The sequence below is a fragment of the Spirillospora sp. NPDC048823 genome (assembly GCF_043198445.1).
Lineage (GTDB): Bacteria > Actinomycetota > Actinomycetes > Streptosporangiales > Streptosporangiaceae > Spirillospora.
In genome coordinates this window covers 376615-394403 of sequence record NZ_JBICUT010000003.1, presented here as the reverse complement: position 1 = coordinate 394403, position 17789 = coordinate 376615, and the positions used below count along the sequence as shown (strand labels likewise).

Sequence of the window (17789 nt, the reverse complement as noted above, 5' to 3'; positions counted from 1 at the left end):
GTTTTCATCTTCGTCCATAATCACGATGTGCCCCGCTTCGGTGACCTCACCCGCCCGCGTCGCCGGCCCCGCGCCATCCCCGTGGCGGCGCTGGCCCTCGCCGGGCTCGCCGCCGCGCTGACGGGCTGCGCCGACGCCGGCGCCGACGCCCCACCCGGCAAGACCGTGGTCATCGCGTCGTTCTACCCGGTGGCCTGGCTGGCCGGGAAGGTCGGCGGAGACGACGTCTTCGTGCGGACGCTCACCGAGCCCGGGGCCGAGCCGCACGACCTGGAGCTGACCGCCCGGCAGGTCGCGAACGTCGTGGACGGCGACTTCGCCGTCCACATCGGAGGCGTCCAGCCGGCCGTCGACGAGGCCGTCCGGCGCCACGCCGGGGACAGGTCCCTCGACGCGGCGAGCGTGGTGCGGACGCTGCCGCCGCCGGACGAGACCCACGACGAAGAGGCGCACGACGGCATCCGGCACGAGGAGGCGGACCACGATCCGCACATCTGGCTCGACCCGAGCCGCATGGCCACGGTCGCGACCGCCCTCGGCGACCGGCTCGCCGCCGCGGACCCCGCCCGCGCGTCCGGCCACCGGGAGCGCGCCCGCTCCGCCGCCGCCGAGCTGGCCGCGCTCGACCGCGCGTTCCGGGACGGCCTGCGGACCTGCGAGCGGCGGGAGATCATCACCGCGCACGCCGCGTTCGGCTACCTGGCCGACCGCTACGGCCTGCGGCAGATCGCCGTCGCCGGGGTCGACCCGGCCGCCGAGCCCTCCCCCCGGCGGATGGCCGACCTGACGCGGCGGGTCTCCTCCACCGGCGCGACCACGGTCTTCACCGAGACGCTGGTCAGCCCGAAGGTCGCCGAGTCCCTGGCACGGGAGGCGGGCGTGCGGACCGCCGTGCTGGACCCGATCGAGGGCATCGAGGACGGCTCCCCCGACGACTACCTGACGATCATGCAGCGGAACCTGCGGACGCTGCGTCCCGCCCTGGAGTGCACATGAAGGACCGGCCGAACGTCCCGCCGCCCGCTGACCCGTTCGCCGAGCCGTTCACGGAGCCGTTCACGGAGCCGTTCACGATGAGCGGCGCGCACGTCCGGCGGGACGGCCGCGACGTCCTCGCCGGCATCGATCTGCGGGTCGGGGCCGGCGACGTGCTCGCCGTCCTCGGGCCGAACGGCGCGGGGAAGTCCACGCTGGCCAAGGCGCTGCTCGGGCTCGTCCCGCTGTCGGCCGGCCGGACCGAGATCTACGGTGAGCCGCCCGCGCGGTTCCGCGCCTGGAAGCGGATCGGATACGTCCCGCAGCGGCTGCCGATGGGCGGCGGGGTGCCGGCGACCGTCCGGGAGGTCGTGGCGTCCGGCCGGGTCGCCCGGACGTCCCGGTGGCGGCCCGCCCTGTTCAACGACCGGGCCGCCGACCGCGCCGCCGTGGACCGCGCCCTGAAGACGGTGGACCTCACCGGCCACGCGCGCGACTCGGCGCACCTGCTGTCGGGCGGGGAACAGCAGCGGGTGCTGATCGCCCGCGCCCTCGCCGGCGAGCCGGACGTGTTCGTGATGGACGAGCCCACCGCGGGCGTGGACGCGCGCAGCCAGGCCGCGCTCGCGTCGGCGCTGCACGAGCTGGCCGGGGCCGGGCGCACCGTGGTCCTGGTGACACACGAGCCCGGCCCGCTGGAACCGCTCATCACCCGGACGATCGAGCTGGGGCAGGGCCGCATCGTCCGCGAGACCACGGTGGAGAGCACCGCGATGGGAAGGCCCGCGTGAGCGAGATGCTGCAGTACGACTTCATGCGCATCGCCCTGGTCATGGCGGTGCTCATCGGGCTGGCCGCCCCGGCCGTGGGAACGTTCCTCGTCCAGCGCAAGCTGTCGCTGCTCGGCGACGGCATCGGGCACATCGCGCTGACCGGCATCGGGCTGGGCCTGCTCACGAGCACCTCCCCCGTCCTCGGCGCGCTGGTGGTGTCGGTGCTCGGCGCGGTGGCGATCGAGGTCCTGCGCGCCCGCAGCCGCAGCGGCGCCGACGTCGCGCTCGCGCTGCTGTTCTACGGCGGGCTCGCCGGCGGCGTGATCCTCACCAGCGCGAACGGCGGCGGCGGCACGAGCCTGCACGCGTACCTGTTCGGCTCGATCACCAGCGTGACCGTCACCGACCTGTACATGATCGCGGGCCTGGCCGCCGTCGTGCTCGGCATCGTCGCGCTGTTCGGCCGCGAGCTGTTCCTGCTGTGCCAGGACGAGGACGTGGCTCGCGCGGCGGGGCTGCCCGTCCGGTTCCTCAGCGTGCTGATCGCCGCGACCGCCGCGGTCACCGTCGTGATCTCGATGCGCGCGATCGGGCTGCTGCTGGTCAGCGCGCTGATGATCGTCCCGGTGGCGGCGGCGCAGCAGCTCACCCGGGGATTTCGGGGGACGATGCTGGTGGCGATGGCGGCCGGTGTACTGTCGGCCGTGTCGGGCCTGGCGGGCTCCTTCCAGTACGATCTGCCCCCGGGCCCCTCGATCGTGCTGCTGGCCCTGGCGCTGTTCATGGCCGCGGTCGCCGGGGGCTCGGTGGTGCGTCGCAGGCGTGCGCGGTCCGCCGCGGCCGGGGACACCGTCCCCGCCACGGCCGGGTCCGGCGCCGAGACGCGGGTGGACGCCGAGGCGGAGGTGCTACGGGGATGACGACGGCCCGCCGGGACGCGGTACGGCAGGTGCTGGCCGGCTGCGAGGGCTTCCGCAGCGCCCAGGACATCTACGCCGACCTGCGTGCGGACGGCTCCAGGATCGGCCTCACCACGGTGTACCGGGCGCTGCAGGCGCTGAGCGACGCCGGCGAGGTCGACGTGCTGCGCACCGACGAGGGCGAGGCCGTCTACCGCGCCTGCCGGACCGAGGAGCACCACCATCACCTCGTCTGCCGCGACTGCGGCCGGACGGTGGAGGTCGAGGGCCCGGCCGTCGAGCGGTGGGCGGACGCCATCGCCGCCGAGCACGGTTTCGCCGACATCACGCACACCGTCGAGGTGTTCGGCACCTGCGCCGCGTGCACCGCGAAGAAGCGCTGACGCCGCCTTACGCGACATCGAGCGGAAACAAGGCGTGGAGTTCACACGCTCTGTAGGCAATCCTTGGCAAATTGCCATATCTACTTCCGAGTAGCCCTATGTCATAAATGTCTCCGTCGCCACGGCAGGCCCGACCACGGGCCCCGGGGGTGCGTGGCGCCCGCACGAGAGGGCGTTCATGACAAGACGGTCGTTCACCAGCCGACGGATCGTGCTCCTGGCCTCGGCGACCCTGCTCGCGACCGCCGGCACCGCCGTGCCCGCGTCCGCGCGACAGGCGCCGTCCCCACCCGACCCGCGCCAGGCCGCGGAGCGTGCGCTCGGCGCGCTCACCGCCCGCGGCGCCGAACGGAGCGGCGGGGACGGGCAGGCGTTCAAGGTCGTCCGGGTCACGATGGACCGCGACGGCACCTCCCACACCCGGATGATCCGCACCTTCGACGACCTCCCGGTCCTCGGCGGCGACATCGTCGTCCACCAGAGCGCGTCAGGCGCGTGGCGCGGCAGCAGCGGCACGCTCGCCGAAGCGCCGTCCGACTCTCGCCCGGAGGTACCCGCCAAGACCGCCGAGAAGCGTGCCGTCACCAAGAAGCGCAAGGCCGAGGGCTCGCCCGAACTCGTCGTCGAGGCCCGCACCGCCGACCACAGGCCCCGCCTCGCGTGGCGCGTCCAGACCGTCGGCAAGAAGGCGGACGGGACGCCCAGCCGCATCCTCACGTCCGTGGACGCCGCCACCGGCAAGGTCCTGCTGCGCGAGGAGACGATCCACACCGCGGCGGGCGACGGCAAGTCCCTCTACACCGGGACCGTCCCGCTGGAGACGACGGCGTCCGGCGGCACCTTCCAGCTGAAGGACCCGACGCGCGGCAACACCTACACCGGGGACGCCGAGAACCAGACCGACCTCTGCTTCCTCATCTGGTGCTTCTACCGCGCCCCGGCGACGCTGTTCACCGACGCCGACAACCACTGGGGCAGCGGCACCACCGCCGACCGCGCCACCGTCGCCGTCGACGCCCAGTTCGGCACCGCCATGACGTGGGACTTCTACGAGAACGTCTTCGGCCGCAACGGCATCGCCGACGACGGCAAGGGATCGTTCAACCGCGTCCACTACGGCGACGGCTACGCCAACGCGTTCTGGGACCCCTCGTGCTTCTGCATGACGTACGGCGACGGTGACGGCGTCAACCTCGGGCCGCTCACGTCCCTCGACGTGGCCGCGCACGAGATGAGCCACGGCGTGACCACCTCCACCGCGAACCTCACCTACAGCGGCGAGTCCGGCGGGCTCAACGAGGCGACGTCCGACATCATGGCCGCCGCCGTCGAGTTCTACGCGAACAACTCCGCCGACGTGGGCGACTACCTGGTCGGCGAGAAGATCGTCCTGCCCGGCTTCGGCAGCCCCGCCCTGCGCTTCATGGACCGGCCCAGCAGGGACGGCGACTCCGCCGACGCCTGGTCGTCCGACACCAAGAACCTCGACGTGCACTACTCCTCCGGCGTCGGCAACCACTTCTTCTACCTGCTGGCCGAGGGCAGCGGCGCGAAGACGATCAACGGCGTCTCCTACGACAGCCCGACGTCGAACGGCTCCACGATCACCGGCATCGGCCGGGACGCCGCCACCAAGATCTGGTACCGGGCGCTGACCACCTACATGACGTCCTCGACCGACTACCAGGGCGCACGCACCGCGACCCTGAACGCGGCCACGGACCTCTATGGCGCGGGCAGCACCCAGTACGCCACGGTGGCCGCCGCCTGGTCCGCCGTGAACGTCAACTAGCCATCCCCTCAGGGGGCCACCGCCCCCGAGGGCCGGAGCCCCTGTTCCGGGGACGGGAAGCCCCGCGCCCGCGGCCGATCTGACACGCGGACGCGGGGCTTCCCCTACATCACCTGGCCGGGCACGGCCGTGGGAGGATCGGAACATGGCTACGACACGTACCGCGAACGCGCATTGGGAAGGGCCGCTCACCAGCGGCCAGGGGACCGTCTCGCTGGACTCCTCGAAGCTCGGCACCTACGACGTGACCTGGGCGTCGCGATCCGAGGAGCCGGGCGGAAGGACGAGCCCGGAGGAGCTCATCGCCGCCGCCCACTCCACCTGCTATTCGATGGCACTCTCGCACGCCCTCGCCGGCGCGGGGACGCCGCCGGCGAAGGTGGACACCAAGGCCGAGGTCACGTTCCAGCCCGGTGAGGGCATCACCGGCATCCACCTGACCGTCCGGGCCGACGTGCCCGGCCTGTCCCCGGCCGACTTCGAGAAGGCCGCCCAGGACGCCAAGACCGGCTGCCCCGTCAGCCAGGCGCTCACCGGCACCACCATCACCCTGGACGCGGCCCTGGCCTGATCCGAGGGCGGCTCAGCCGGTCGCGGCGGCGGGTTCCACCTTGTTCGGGACGGCGCCGCCGTACCGGCGGTCGCGGGATGCGTAGAGTTCGCACGCGTGCCACAGGTGGCGGCGGTCGAAGTCGGGCCAGAGCGTGTCGAGGAAGACCATCTCCGCGTACGCCGACTGCCAGAGCAGGAAGTTGGACGTGCGCTGCTCCCCCGACGAGCGCAGGAACAGGTCCACGTCCGGGATGCCGGGCTCGTCCAGGTACCGGGCGAAGACCTTCTCGGTGATCTTGTCGGGGTTGAGCCTGCCGTCGCGGACGTCCCGCGCGATCGCCGCCGCCGCGTCCACGATCTCGGCGCGGCCGCCGTAGTTCACGCAGAACTGCAGGGTGAGGACGTCGTTGTCGCGCGTCATCTCCTCGGCCGTCTCCAGCTCCCTGATGACGCTGCGCCACAGCCGCGGCCGCCGGCCCGCCCACCGGACCCGCACGCCCATCGAGTGGAGCTGGTCGCGGCGGCGCCGGATCACGTCCCGGTTGAAGCCCATGAGGAAGCGCACCTCGTCCGGCGAGCGCTTCCAGTTCTCGGTGGAGAACGCGTACGCCGACAGGTACGGGACGCCGAGTTCGATCGCCCCCATGATGACGTCGAAGAGCGAGTCCTCGCCGCGCTTGTGTCCTTCGGTGCGCGGCAGCCCGCGCTCCTTGGCCCAGCGGCCGTTGCCGTCCATGACGATGGCGACGTGCCGTGGCACCAGGTCCGCGGGGATCGGGGGCGGCGTGGCGCCGTCCCGATGCGGATCCGGCGGCGATACGGCCCTGCTCACACTCTCTCCCTGGTGGTGTCGTCCCCGGTGGTCCGGGTGCCTGCGGCGTCTTCGGTGGACCCCGTGTCGCGTTCGACATGGCGCAGGGACCGGATTCCGTGTTCCAGATGCCACTGGAGGTAGGCGGCCACCAGGCCGCTGGTCTCCATCCGGTGGCGCTGCTCGCTGCCGTCGGCGGTCTCCCAGTCGCCGCGCAGCAGCGCCAGCATCAGCGCGAACGTCGGCGGGGCGGGGGTCGCGGCGCCCGGCCGGCGGCAGTTCGCGCAGACCGCGCCGCCCGCCGCGATCGCGAACCCGCGCAGCCCGCCGCGGGTTCCGCAGCGGCAGCACTCGTCGAGCGCGGGGGCCCATCCGGCGACCGACAGCGAGCGCAGCAGGTAGGCGTCCAGGACGAGCCGCGGGTCATGGCCGCGTTCGGCGAGCGTGCGCAGACCGCCGACCAGGAGCAGGAACTGCCGGAGCGCGGGCTCGCCCTCCTCGGCCGTGAGCTTCTCCGCGGTCTCCAGCATCGCCGTCCCCGCCGTGTAGCGGGGATAGTCGGTGACCAGCGCCTCCCCGTACGGGCGCAGCGTCTCGGCCTGCGTGATCAGGTCGAGGGAGCGCCGCTCGTACAGCTGGAGGTCCACGTGCGTGAACGGCTCCAGCCGCGCCCCGAACCGGGACCTGGTCTTGCGGACCCCCTTCGCCGCGGCGCGGATCCGGCCGGTGCGCCGGGTCAGCACCGTCACGATGCGGTCGGCCTCGCCCAGCTTCTGGGTGCGCAGGACGATGCCTTCGTCGCGGTAGAGGGTCACCCGTTCATTCTGACGCACACCACCCGATGCCTCGGTGCCGCGGCCGGGCATCTCCCCATGATCTTCGCAAGTCTCCCGGACGATAGCACTACGCTGGATAACAATTACATAGCGTGACCGGATTCGGCCGTAGTGTCCTGCCGAAAGTTGTGGCTCGAACCACCCGGAGCTGGCAGCGTTGTGGCATGAGATTCCCCGTGGGCCGGGCTTGGGCGGGAGAAGATGTCCTCATGGAGGCGAACGGATAGCGAAGTGAGAGTGAAAGTCGTCCGCAGCGGAGGATTCGCGGGGATCGAACGGCGCGCCGAGTCCGACAGCGCCAGCGATCCCATGCTGACAAGGCTCGTCGGCCGCGTCGACCTGAACACGGTCCCGCCGCCGGGCCGAATCCCCGATCAGTTCCTGTACGAAATCGACATCGACGGCGACCGGACCACCGTCGGTGAGGCCCAGCTCCACGGCGCCCTCCGCGAACTGGTCCACCACGTCCTGGGCCGCGCCTGATCCATCCGGCGGGGCCGGCGGTCGTCATGGTGGGGCCGATTGGCGGTCCCGGGGCCGTCGGCGCCTTCCGCCGCCCGCGAACCCCGGTCCCTGACGCGAACGCCTACCTTCCCTGCGTGCGGGCCACCCGGTTCACCGCGGACAGGATCGCCTTGAGGGACGCGGTGACGATGTTGCCGTCGATGCCCACGCCCCAGACGGACGTGCCGTTCACATCGCATTCGACGTAGGCGGCGGCGCGCGCGTCGCCGCCCGCGCTCATCGCGTGCTCGGCGTAGTCCAGGACGCGGACGTCGATGCCGACCGTGGCGAGAGCGTCCTCGAAGGCCGAGACGGGGCCGTTGCCGACGCCCTCGATCTCGCGGATCTCGCCGTCGACGCGGATGTCGCAGCTGATCGCGTCCTTCTCGTCCACCCGCGAGGTCGTGCGGTGCGCCAGCAGCCCGGCGCGCGGGCCGCCCGTGAGGAACTCGCTCTGGAAGATCTCCCACATGCGCTCGGCGGTGACCTCGCCGCCCTCGCTGTCGGTGTGCTCCTGGACGACGCGGGAGAACTCGATCTGCAGCCGGCGCGGCAGCTCCAGGGAGTGCTCGGTCTTCATGATGTAGGAGACGCCGCCCTTGCCGGACTGGCTGTTGACCCGGATCACGGCCTCGTAGGTGCGGCCGACGTCGTGCGGGTCGATCGGCAGGTACGGGACCTCCCAGCGGTACCCGGCGACCGGTACCCCGGCGGCCTCGGCGTCCCGGCCCAGGTGGTCGAAGCCCTTGTTGATGGCGTCCTGGTGGGAACCGGAGAACGCGGTGTAGACCAGGTCGCCGCCGTAGGGGTGCCGCTCGTGGACGGGCAGCTGGTTGCAGTACTCGACCGTCCGGCGGATCTCGTCGATGTCGGAGAAGTCGATCTGCGGGTCGACGCCCTGGGTGAACAGGTTCAGGCCCAGCGTGACCAGGCAGACGTTGCCGGTGCGCTCGCCGTTGCCGAACAGGCAGCCCTCGATGCGGTCGGCGCCCGCCATGTAGCCCAGCTCGGCGGCGGCGACGGCGGTCCCGCGGTCGTTGTGCGGGTGCAGCGACAGGATCACCGAATCCCGGTGGGCCAGGTTCCGGTTCATCCACTCGATCTGGTCGGCGTACACGTTCGGCGTGGCCATCTCGACCGTCGCCGGCAGGTTGACGATGACCTTCTTGTCGGGGGTGGGCTTCCACACGTCGTTGACGGCGTTGCAGACCTCGACGGCGTACTCCAGTTCGGTGCCGGTGAACGACTCGGGCGAGTACTGGAAGAAGATCTCGGTGTCGCCCATGTTCTCGGCGAGCTTGGCGCACAGCTTGGCGCCCTCGACGGCGATCGCGGTGATGCCGTCGCGGTCCTGCTCGAACACGACGCGGCGCTGCAGCGTGCTGGTGGAGTTGTACAGGTGGACGATCGCCCGCTTCGCGCCGCGCACCGACTCGAAGGTCCGCTCGATCAGCTCGGGGCGGGCCTGCGTCAGCACCTGGATCACGACGTCATCGGGGACCCGGTCCTCTTCGATGATCTGCCGGACGAAGTCGAAGTCGGTCTGGCTGGCCGCCGGGAACCCGACCTCGATCTCCTTGTAGCCCATCCGTACCAGCAGCTCGAACATCCGCAGCTTGCGGTCGGCGTCCATCGGGTCGATCAGGGCCTGGTTGCCGTCCCGCAGGTCGACCGCGCACCAGCGCGGCGCCTCGGCGATGACCGCGTCCGGCCAGGTCCGGTCGGTGAGCTTGATCGGGGCGAAGGGACGGTAGCGCTGGACGGGCATACCGGAGGACTGCTGTTGCGGATACATCCGAATGAGAACCTTCTGCTCGAACCTCGCGGCCGACATGCACGACGCAGTCCCGCAGCGAGGGAGCCGGCCTGGTTACAGGCCCCCGCTGCGGCCGCTAAGGAGGAGCAGCTCACGCAACACGTTCGCCAAGTTAACAGATGCCATCCGTGTTACGGAAACCGACGTCCGGATACTGGGACAACGGGGACCTCTTCCGTCTCACGAGAACGACGCCGCACGCCGGTGAAATTCCCGGCGCCGGTCGGGCGACGAGCACGGACAGGCAGGTCACGCAGCCGTCGAGCGCCTCGAACTCGCTGATGTCGACGGTCGTGACGCGCAGCCCGTCGGCGGCGAGGCCCGCGGCGGCGGGTCCCATGTCAGCGGGAAGCCCCCTCGGTGGTCACGATCACGCCCAGCGCGTAGGCGGGGGACATGCCGAGCAGGTCCGCGATGCCGTGCAGTTCCTGCCGCTCCCCGTCACCGAGCGGGCCGTCCGCCAGCCCGATCCGGACGGCCTGCGCGAGGAACCACTCCTTGGCCTCCACCGCGAGATGGGCCCCGGCCCGGACGATCTCCTGTTCCAGGAACGTGCGGCGCAGCGCGAGGTCGGCGTTCACGGCCGTCCCGTCGAACTCGGGCTCGCCGTAGCCGGCGACCGTCGAGATGGCGCGTGCGCGGGCCGCCGGGTCGGCGGGGTCGCCGGCGCGCAGCACCAGGGCCGCCGCGGCGCGCATGCCCGTGGCGAGCGCCTCGGCCATCTGCTCGGCGGTCGGCGTCCGCAGCGCCGAGACCGGGAAGCGGCCGCGGCACGTCCGGCACTCCAGGGCGTGCCCGAGCCGCCACAGCGGCACCAGCGGAACGAAGAACATCGAGAACCAGCGACGCCCGGCACGCCTGCGGAAGGCACGGTCACCCCCGCACTGCGGGCAGTGGAACGTCCCCTCGCCGACGGTACGGAACACCGCCGTCAGGCCGAAAACGAGCAACACCGCGGCTCTCCTCCCATAACGGACTTCATTCCAAACTACCGATCCATGTGCCCCGACGTGGCCGTACGGGCAATGCCGTTCCTGCATTTACGCTGGGTCCATGACCGGTGACCTGGGTTCCGAGGCGGGCCGTGAGCGGTCGCGCCCGTCCTTTCTGCCGCCCGTCGACGGCTATCCGCCGCCCCGAGACGGCGCCTGGAAACCCGCTCCCGGCGCGACGGCCGGGCCGCGGTACGGCACCGCCTGGATCCTCGCCACGATCACCGCGGCGGCCGTGCTGCTGGTGGCGGCGTTCCTGCCGTGGGCGCACGCGCAGATCGTCATCGAGCTGTTCGGGCGGCCGATCGGCCGCGACCTCGGAGACCTGGCGGGCATCGACGCCGACACCATGGTCGTCGCCGTCCCGGTGCTGGCCGTGGCCGCGATCGCGCTGGCCTTCTGGGACCTGATCGGACGGGACGCGCGGATCGGCGCGCTCGCCGCCATCCCCGGCATGCTCGCCCTGCTCGTCTGCGGGATCTTCGTCCTGCGGCTGGGCGACGTCAGCGACAACCTTCCCCGGACCGGCCTGGACTTCGGCTACCAGATCACCGTCCGCTACGGGTGGTACCTGGCCGTCGTCACGTCCCTGCTGGTGGTCGGTTTCAGCCTGGCCCGGCCCATCGCCGAACGGGTGTCCAGGCCCCGGCACCGGCCGGATGGAAATCAGCAGCAGCCCCGGTACGCGGACCAGCAGTACGCGGACCAGCAGTACGCCGGCCAGTGGCAGTACACCGACCGGCAGTACCCGGCAGACGCGCCCGCCGCCTGGCCCGAGGAAGACCGGGCGTGGGGCCGCAGGGACCGGGAGGCGCAGGCGGACCGGGAGGCGCCGGCCGGGGACGACCCCGGGAAGGATCAGTCGTAGAACCCGAGCCGGCGGAGCTGCTTGGGGTCGCGCTGCCAGTCCTTGAGGACGCTGACGCGCAGGTCGAGGAAGACCCGGGTGCCGAGCAGCGCCTCGATCTGCCGCCGCGCCGCCGCGCCCACCTCGCGGAGCCGAGACCCCTTGTGCCCGATGATGATGCCCTTCTGGCTGGAGCGCTCGACGAACAGGTGCGCGTAGATGTCGACGAGGTCGCCGCGGCCCTCACGCGGGCTGATCTCGTCCACCACCACGGCGATCGAGTGAGGCAGCTCGTCGCGGACGCCTTCCAGCGCCGCCTCGCGGATCAGCTCGCCGACGAGGAGCTGTTCGGGCTCGTCGGTGAGGTCGCCCTCCGGATAGAGCGGCGTGCCGCCCGGCAGGTGGGAGATCAGCAGGTCGCCGACCAGGCCGACCTGGAAGCCCGTCTCGGCGGAGCACGGCACGATGTCGGCGAACTCGCCCAGCCGACCGACCGCGAGGAGCTGCTCGGCGACCCGCTCGGGCGGGGCGAGGTCGGTCTTGGTCACGATCGCGACGACCGGGGTCTTCTTCACGGCCGTGAGCTCCCGGGCGATGTACTTGTCGCCGGGCCCGACGGGCTGGTCGGCGGGCACGCAGAACCCGATCGCGTCCACCTCGGTGAGCGTGGACCGGGCCAGGCTGTCGAGCCGTTCCCCGAGCAGCGTCCGGGGCTTGTGCAGGCCGGGCGTGTCGACGATGACGAGCTGCGCGTCCGGCCGGTGCACGATTCCGCGGATGGCCCGCCGCGTCGTCTGCGGGCGGCTGCTGGTGATCGCCACCTTGGTCCCGACCAGGGCGTTCATCAGGGTCGACTTGCCGACGTTGGGCCGCCCGATGAAACAGGCGAATCCCGACCGATACCCCTCGCGCACCTCACTGCCCAACACTGTCACCCCTCGATTGTCGCGCACCCGCGGGACCCGGACGTCCAGGGTCACGCGGCGGGGGTGCCGAGACGGGTCCGCGCGGCGTCGGCCCTCTCGGCCCACACGGCGGAGCCGAGGCGTCCGGCGACCCCGGCCGCGTCGCGGTAGTGGCCGGCGGCTGCCTCGGGCCGGTCCAGGAACAACGCGAGGTCGCCGAGGACCTGCGCGATGGGCCCGACCGTGCCGACGGCGGTGGCGCCGCCGCTGAACTGACCGGCGTAGGGCAGCAGCTTCGCGTAGACCTCCGCGGCCAGCTCGCGGTCACCGAGCGCGATCGCGCGCAGCGCCCGCACCGGCATGGTGAGGTCGAAGAAGTAGTCGAGGCGGACGGGACCGGCCCCGGCGACGACCCGCTCGGCCTCCGCGGCGCGGCCGGCGGAGATCAGCGCCAGGGCGTGCATGTCGGCGGTGGCCGGGACATGGCCCCACTGGCGGTGCAGCCAGGCGGAGCCGTCCACCATCTCCCCGGCCCTCCCCTGGACGAGCCGCAGGCAGAAGACGCCGAGGAAGGCCATGCCGAGCTCGCTCGACCAGATCCTGGTCCGGCCGACGGCGTCACCGAGCCGCTCGTACGCGAGTTCCGCCTCCTCCTCCCGGGCCGTGAAGGCGCGCGTCAGCCCGGCGTACCAGTCGCCTATCTGTGCGAGCAGCGGTAGCCCGTACTGGTCGGCGAGCCGCCGCCCCTCCTTCAGGTGCCGGTGCGCGGCGGGGAGGTCGAGCCCGGCGATGGCGGCCTGCTGCAGTTGCAGGTGCGCGAGGACGAGGTAGGTCCCGAGGTCGTTCCGGGTCGCGAGATCGAGGAGTTCGGCGGCGAACCGGCGCCGCCGGGCGAGGCCGTCCGCGGTCCGGTAGCTGTTGATGTAGGCGCCGTTCAGCGCGGCGGCGATCAGCTCGGGGACGCCCAGGGCACGGGCCGTGCGGATCGCCTCGCCGGACGCGGTGACCCCGCGGTCGTGCTGCTCGCCCTCCAGTTCGATCGCCAGGGTCGTCAGCAGCCGGACGCGCAGTTCCGGCTCGTCCCCGGGCAGCCGCGCGAGCGCCTCCTCGGTGGCCTCGACCACGGCGGCGTCGAGGGTCCCGTACTCGCGGCTCGTCCACAGCGTGGGGACGTCGAAGCTCGCGATGATCCGGGCGAGGAGCCGGACGTCGCCGAACGCGCGGGCGTCGGCGATGGCGGCCAGCCGCCGGTCCCGCGCGTCGACGACGTGACCGGCGAGCGCCGTCACGCGGATCGCGGCGACCTCCGCCTCCAGCCGGTCGCGGGTCGCGTCCGCGCCCCGCGCCCGCAGCATGTCGACGACGCGGACCCACAGGCCGGCGGCCAGGTCGTGGGCGAAGCGCGCCTCGGCGGCCTCCGCGGCCAGCCGCGCGTACCGGACGGCCTTGGCCGGGTCCGTACCGGATTCGAGGTGGTGGTGGGCGATCGCGGCGACCTCGTCGGGGGTGTGCCGTTCGAGCGCGGCGGCGACGCGGCCGTGCAGCCGGGTACGGCGGGCCCGGGAGATCCCGTCGTAGAGGGTGTCGCGGACGAGGGCGTGCGCGAACCGCATCCGGCCGGGCGCGGGCTCGGTGACCAGGCCGCTGCCGAGACCGGCCTCGACGGCGTCGATCACCGTGTCCTCGTCCCCGGTCAGATCGGACAGGACGCCCAGGTCGGCGTCGCGGCCGATGACGGCCGCGTCGCGCAGGACGGTCTGGACCGGCTCCGGCAGCCGGGCGATGCGGCGGCGCAGCACGTCCCCGACCCCGGCGGGCACCTGCCGCGTCGCGGCGGGAAGGCCCTCGGCGTCCAGGAGCCGGGCCGTCTCCCGGGTGAAGAACGGGTTGCCGCCGGTCCGCTCGGCGATGGCGGACAGCTCCGCGTCGCCGAGGCCGGTGGCGCAGGTGCCGCGGACCAGGGCCGCGACCTCGGCCGCCGACAGCCCGCCGAGTTCGATCCGCGCCGGCTCGTAGCGGGCGAGCGCGGCCAGCGCGGCCGCGAGCCCCTCGCGGACCTCCGTCTGCCGGAACGTGGCCACCAGCAGGACGGGGCGGTCCCGCAGCCGTCCGGCGAGCCGGACGAGCAGGGCGAGGGTCTCCTCGTCCGCCCAGTGCAGATCGTCCAGGACGAGCAGGAGCGGCCCCGTGTCCGCGACGCCGGCGAGGTAGTCCCCGACGGCCAGGTGGAGCCGGAACCGCCCCGTGCTGACGTCGGCGTCGCCGGGGCCGGTGACGGCGTCGTCCAGCAGCGGCCCGAGGCGGCCGGCGAGTTCGGCGGCGGGCGGCGCGGCGGCGGCCAGCCCGCGCAGCAGTTCGGCCCAGGGCCAGGCCGCGGGCGCTCCCCCCGTCTCCGGCGCCCGCCCCCACGCGCACGTCCAGCCGCGCTCGGCGAGGCCGTCCTCGAACCGTTCGGCGAGGGCCGTCTTGCCCATGCCCGCGTCGCCGCCGACGAGGACGAGGCCGCCCCGGCCTCTGGCGGCGTCCGCGGCGGCGGCGTCCAGCCGGGCGAGTTCCCGGACGCGTCCGACGAAGGCGGGCTGCTCCCGCGCGGGCTCGGGCGCCGGCCGCAGGACGGGGCGTCCGCCGCGGCGGGCCGCCTCCCCCAGGTCGGGCGACTGGGCCAGGATGTCGGTTTCGAGGCGCCGCAGGGCCGGGCCGGGGTCGACGCCGAGTTCCTCGGTCAGGGTCTCGCGGGCGCGGCGGAGCGCGGCGAGCGCGTCGCCCTGGCGCCCGGCGCGGTAGAGGGCCAGGGCCAGAAGCCGCCACGCCTCCTCGCGCAGCGGGTTCGCGGCGGCGTGGGCCTCCAGGTCGGGGACGGCCTCGGCGGCGGACGCCGGCAGCCGGGCCCCGCCCTTCAGCATCGCCTCGGCGCGGCGTTCGACGGCGAGGCGGCGGCGCTCGTCCAGGCGGGCCGCCTCGGCCGCGGCCCACGGCAGGTCCGCGAACTCGGCGTAGGCGGGCCCGCGCCACTCCGCGAGCGCCGCCTCCGCGCGGCGGCGGGCCCGCAGCGGGTCGGTGTCCAGCAGCCCGGCGGCCTCGTCGATCAGCGCGTCGAACCGCCACGCGTCGACGCTCCCGTCCGGCAGCCGGAGCGCGTATCCCGGAGGCTCGGTCACCAGGACCCGCGCGGGCGTGCGCGGCGGACGGCCCGGTTCGAGGGCGCGGCGCAGATGCGACACGAACGACTGGAGGCCGGCGGCGGCGCGGAGCGGGGCCGTCCCCGCCCACAGGTCGTCGACGAGCCGGTCGGCGGTCACCATCGCGCCCCGCGCGGCGACGAGCCGGGCGAGGACGGAGCGCTGCCGTGGACCGCCGAGGTCCGCGGGCTCCCCCGCCACCTCGGCGCCGAAGGCCCCGAGAACGCGTACGACAGGCGACATGTCCCGATCAGCCTAACCGGGACATGCCGGACCGCCGTGTTCACTCCCCCGGCGTCACACCCGGCCGAGTTCGGGTTCCCGCCTGTCCGCCGACACGGGCCCGGCCCCGCCGTGCGCGCCGATCTCCGGAAGGACGCGGGCGAGGGGCCGCGGCAGCCACCAGTTCGCCCGTCCGAGCAGCGACATCGTGGCGGGCACCAGCACCAGCCGGACGATCGTCGCGTCCAGCGCCACGGCGACCGCGAGCCCCACCCCCATCTGCTTGATCACCAGGCCGGGGTCGGCGGCGAACCCGAGGAACACCGCCACCATGATCAGCGCGGCGCTGGAGATGACCCGCCCGGTCGCGGCGAGGCCGGCGGTCACCGAGCCGCGCGCGTCGCCGTGCAGCAGCCACTCCTCCCTGATGCGCGACAGCAGGAAGACCTCGTAGTCCATCGACACGCCGAACAGCACCGCGAACATCAGCAGCAGGATGAAGCTCGACACCGGGACGCTGTGCGGAAGCCCGAGCGCTTCAGCGCCCCAGCCCCACTGGAACACGGCCGTGAGCACCCCGTAGGCGGCGCCGATCGACAGCAGGTTCATCACCGCGGCCTTCAACGGCGCCAGCAGCGACCTGAACATGATCATCAGCAGGATGAACGAGGTGGCGACGACCGCGCCGATCACGGGCCAGAGCCGGTCGGACAGCATCCGGGACAGGTCCACGTACGCCGCGGTCAGCCCGGTGACCTCCGCGCCCGGCGGGAGCACGTCCGCGCGGATCCGGTCGACGAGCCCCGTCACCCGCGCGTCCTGCGGCCCGTACTCCGGCGTGACCATGATCACCGCGGCGTCCCGGCGGGGGGACGGCACGGGCTCGGCGACGGCCGTGACTCCGGCGGTCCCGGCGAGCGAGTCCCGCAGGCCGGGCAGGGCGCCCGGGTCCACCTTCGTCAGGTCGACCGCCACGACCAGCGGCCCGTTGGCGCCGTCCCCGTACCCCTCGGCGACCAGGTCGTAGGCCTGCCGGACGGTGTTGGACGTCGGCTGGCTGCTGGCGTCGCTCGGCCACGTGCGCATGCCGAGCGCGGGCGCGGCCAGCGCGAGCATCAGCACGGACGCGGCCAGCAGCCACGGCCACGGGTGCCGCCCGACGTGCTCGGCCCACCGCCGGACCCGCGGCGACTCCACCGTGATCTTCGCGCCGGCGGCCCGGTCGCGGCGGCGCAGCACCCTGCGCCCGGCGAGCCCCAGCACCGCCGGAAGAAGCGTGACGGCGCTCAGCACCGTCGCCGCCACGACGAGCCCCGTGGTGAAGCCCATCGTCATGAAGACGGGGATCCGCGTCAGCACCAGCCCGCACAGCGCCAGCAGCACCGTGGAACCCGCGAAGATCACCGACTGGCCGGCGGTCGCGACGGCGCGCCCCACCGACTCGGGGACGCCGAGCCCCGCGGCCATGCCCTCCCGGTGCCGGGTCAGGATGAACAGGGCGTAGTCGATGCCGACGCCCAGCCCGACCATCGTGGCCAGCGTCGGCGCCGTGGTCGCCACCTCGGTGAACGCCGCCAGCAGCGTGATCCCCGACACCCCGGCGCCGAGCCCGGCGAGCGCCACCACCAGCGGCAGCCCCGCCGCCACCACCGACCCGAACGCCAGCAGCAGGATCACCAGCGCGGCCCCGACCCCGATCGCCTCGGCGACACCGCCCGGCGCCGTCACGTTCTCCGGCACCTGGCCGCCGAACTCCACCTGGTAGCCCGCCGCGTCCAGGTTGTCCGTCGCCGACCGCAGCAGGTCGAGGGTCGGCTTCGGCTCCAGATCCGTCACCGGCACCGAGTACCGGACGGTCATCAGCGCCGTCGCCCCGTCCGGGCTCGGCCGCGGCGGCTCGACCACGCTGACGTGCGGCAGCTCGCGCAGCTCCCCCGCCGCCTCCGCCAGCGCCGCCCGGTCGACCGTCCCGGACTCCGCGTGGACCACGACCCTGGCGTCCGCCCCCGACAGCGCGGGGAAGCGCTCCTCCAGCAGGTCGGTCGCCTCCTGCGACCCCGTCCCGTCAAGCGTGTAGTCGTCGTGCAGGGCACCCCCCGCGACACCCGCCAGACCGGCCACCGCCGCGACGAGCACCACCCACACGACGATGAATCGCCACGGCCGCAAGGCCGCGGCCCTGCCCAGGCGATAGAGCGAACGGGACATCACATCTCCCCCAGAACGGCGTTGTCCGGCGTTCCGAGCATCACCCGCACCCCTTGCCGCCCACTTGGCGGTGA

Annotated in this window: 15 protein-coding genes and 1 pseudogene; 8 read left to right on the top strand and 8 right to left on the bottom strand. The window is 73.3% G+C overall.

The window, feature by feature from the left end; genetic code table 11:
* Window positions 1-27: 27 nt before the first annotated feature.
* The 6 genes from ACGFK0_RS09340 (at window position 28) to ACGFK0_RS09315 (ending at window position 5414) form a co-directional block, all read left to right on the top strand.
* Window positions 28-996, top strand: coding sequence for a metal ABC transporter substrate-binding protein (locus ACGFK0_RS09340; protein WP_392902179.1), 969 nt, complete (start codon window positions 28-30; stop codon window positions 994-996).
* Window positions 997-1073: 77 nt separating this feature from the next.
* Window positions 1074-1766, top strand: a complete 693-nt coding sequence (locus tag ACGFK0_RS09335) for a metal ABC transporter ATP-binding protein (protein WP_392902877.1) — start codon at window positions 1074-1076, stop codon at window positions 1764-1766.
* Window positions 1763-2668: a metal ABC transporter permease gene (locus tag ACGFK0_RS09330; RefSeq protein WP_392902177.1), complete on the top strand. Its 906-nt coding sequence runs from the start codon at window positions 1763-1765 to the stop codon at window positions 2666-2668. Before ACGFK0_RS09335 ends, ACGFK0_RS09330 begins: the two co-directional genes overlap by 4 nt.
* Window positions 2665-3051: a Fur family transcriptional regulator gene (locus tag ACGFK0_RS09325; protein WP_392902175.1), complete on the top strand. Its 387-nt coding sequence runs from the start codon at window positions 2665-2667 to the stop codon at window positions 3049-3051. Before ACGFK0_RS09330 ends, ACGFK0_RS09325 begins: the two co-directional genes overlap by 4 nt.
* 178 nt (window positions 3052-3229) lie before the next feature.
* Window positions 3230-4843 carry a M4 family metallopeptidase gene (locus tag ACGFK0_RS09320; RefSeq protein WP_392902173.1) on the top strand — a complete coding sequence of 538 codons (1614 nt, stop codon included), beginning with the start codon at window positions 3230-3232 and terminating at the stop codon, window positions 4841-4843.
* Between the two features lie 145 nt (window positions 4844-4988).
* Window positions 4989-5414, top strand: coding sequence for an OsmC family protein (locus tag ACGFK0_RS09315; protein ID WP_392902171.1), 426 nt, complete (start codon window positions 4989-4991; stop codon window positions 5412-5414).
* Window positions 5415-5426: 12 nt separating this feature from the next.
* Here the strand turns inward: ACGFK0_RS09315 and ACGFK0_RS09310 are convergent, their stop codons facing one another.
* Both ACGFK0_RS09310 and recO read right to left on the bottom strand, forming a co-directional pair.
* Complete coding sequence (locus ACGFK0_RS09310; RefSeq protein WP_392902169.1) at window positions 5427-6227, bottom strand: isoprenyl transferase; 801 nt, start codon at window positions 6225-6227, stop codon at window positions 5427-5429.
* Window positions 6224-7021, bottom strand: coding sequence for a DNA repair protein RecO (gene recO, locus ACGFK0_RS09305; protein ID WP_392902167.1), 798 nt, complete (start codon window positions 7019-7021; stop codon window positions 6224-6226). The genes ACGFK0_RS09310 and recO overlap by 4 nt, the downstream gene beginning before the upstream one ends.
* A gap of 252 nt (window positions 7022-7273) precedes the next feature.
* Between recO and ACGFK0_RS09300 the strand changes: the two genes are divergently transcribed.
* Window positions 7274-7525, top strand: coding sequence for a protealysin inhibitor emfourin (locus ACGFK0_RS09300; protein ID WP_392902165.1), 252 nt, complete (start codon window positions 7274-7276; stop codon window positions 7523-7525).
* A gap of 103 nt (window positions 7526-7628) precedes the next feature.
* On the opposite strand, the gene leuA is transcribed toward ACGFK0_RS09300, so the two are convergent.
* The 3 genes and pseudogenes from leuA to ACGFK0_RS09285 form a co-directional block, all read right to left on the bottom strand.
* Window positions 7629-9341, bottom strand: a complete 1713-nt coding sequence (leuA, locus tag ACGFK0_RS09295; protein ID WP_392902163.1) for a 2-isopropylmalate synthase — start codon at window positions 9339-9341, stop codon at window positions 7629-7631.
* Window positions 9342-9591: 250 nt separating this feature from the next.
* Window positions 9592-9681 (bottom strand): annotated as a pseudogene (locus ACGFK0_RS09290) (N(G),N(G)-dimethylarginine dimethylaminohydrolase); the annotation flags it as partial.
* 22 nt (window positions 9682-9703) lie between these two features.
* Entirely contained in the window at window positions 9704-10315 is a 612-nt protein-coding gene (locus ACGFK0_RS09285; protein ID WP_392902161.1) for a hypothetical protein, read from the bottom strand.
* Between the two features lie 100 nt (window positions 10316-10415).
* Here ACGFK0_RS09285 and ACGFK0_RS09280 point away from each other — a divergent pair, with 100 nt between their 5' ends.
* On the top strand, window positions 10416-11222 hold the full coding sequence (locus ACGFK0_RS09280) for a hypothetical protein (RefSeq protein ID WP_392902159.1): 807 nt from the start codon (window positions 10416-10418) through the stop codon (window positions 11220-11222).
* On the opposite strand, the gene era is transcribed toward ACGFK0_RS09280, so the two are convergent.
* Genes era through ACGFK0_RS09265 form a run of 3 tightly spaced genes read right to left on the bottom strand, consistent with a single transcriptional unit; the run spans window position 11213 to window position 17715 of the window.
* On the bottom strand, window positions 11213-12136 hold the full coding sequence (gene era / locus ACGFK0_RS09275) for a GTPase Era (protein WP_392902157.1): 924 nt from the start codon (window positions 12134-12136) through the stop codon (window positions 11213-11215). The two genes, ACGFK0_RS09280 and era, sit on opposite strands and share 10 nt — an antisense overlap.
* Window positions 12137-12177: 41 nt before the next feature.
* A complete protein-coding gene (locus ACGFK0_RS09270; protein ID WP_392902155.1) occupies window positions 12178-15528 on the bottom strand; it encodes a BTAD domain-containing putative transcriptional regulator in 3351 nt (1116 codons plus the stop codon).
* Window positions 15529-15582: 54 nt separating this feature from the next.
* The gene (locus tag ACGFK0_RS09265; RefSeq protein WP_392902153.1) at window positions 15583-17715 is read right to left on the bottom strand and encodes an MMPL family transporter; all 2133 of its coding nucleotides are present in this window, start codon (window positions 17713-17715) and stop codon (window positions 15583-15585) included.
* Between the last annotated feature and the right edge of the window lie 74 nt (window positions 17716-17789).

Bases quoted from the DNA above. Each gene is read 5' to 3' on its own strand.
- leuA (WP_392902163.1), bottom strand. From the start codon at position 9,341: ATGTATCCGCAACAGCAGTCCTCCGGTATGCCCGTCCAGCGCTACCGT.
- ACGFK0_RS09320 (WP_392902173.1), top strand. From the start codon at position 3,230: ATGACAAGACGGTCGTTCACCAGCCGACGGATCGTGCTCCTGGCCTCG.
- ACGFK0_RS09270 (WP_392902155.1), bottom strand. From the start codon at position 15,528: ATGTCGCCTGTCGTACGCGTTCTCGGGGCCTTCGGCGCCGAGGTGGCG.
- ACGFK0_RS09335 (WP_392902877.1), top strand. From the start codon at position 1,074: ATGAGCGGCGCGCACGTCCGGCGGGACGGCCGCGACGTCCTCGCCGGC.
- ACGFK0_RS09325 (WP_392902175.1), top strand. From the start codon at position 2,665: ATGACGACGGCCCGCCGGGACGCGGTACGGCAGGTGCTGGCCGGCTGC.
- ACGFK0_RS09280 (WP_392902159.1), top strand. From the start codon at position 10,416: ATGACCGGTGACCTGGGTTCCGAGGCGGGCCGTGAGCGGTCGCGCCCG.
- ACGFK0_RS09315 (WP_392902171.1), top strand. From the start codon at position 4,989: ATGGCTACGACACGTACCGCGAACGCGCATTGGGAAGGGCCGCTCACC.
- ACGFK0_RS09265 (WP_392902153.1), bottom strand. From the start codon at position 17,715: ATGTCCCGTTCGCTCTATCGCCTGGGCAGGGCCGCGGCCTTGCGGCCG.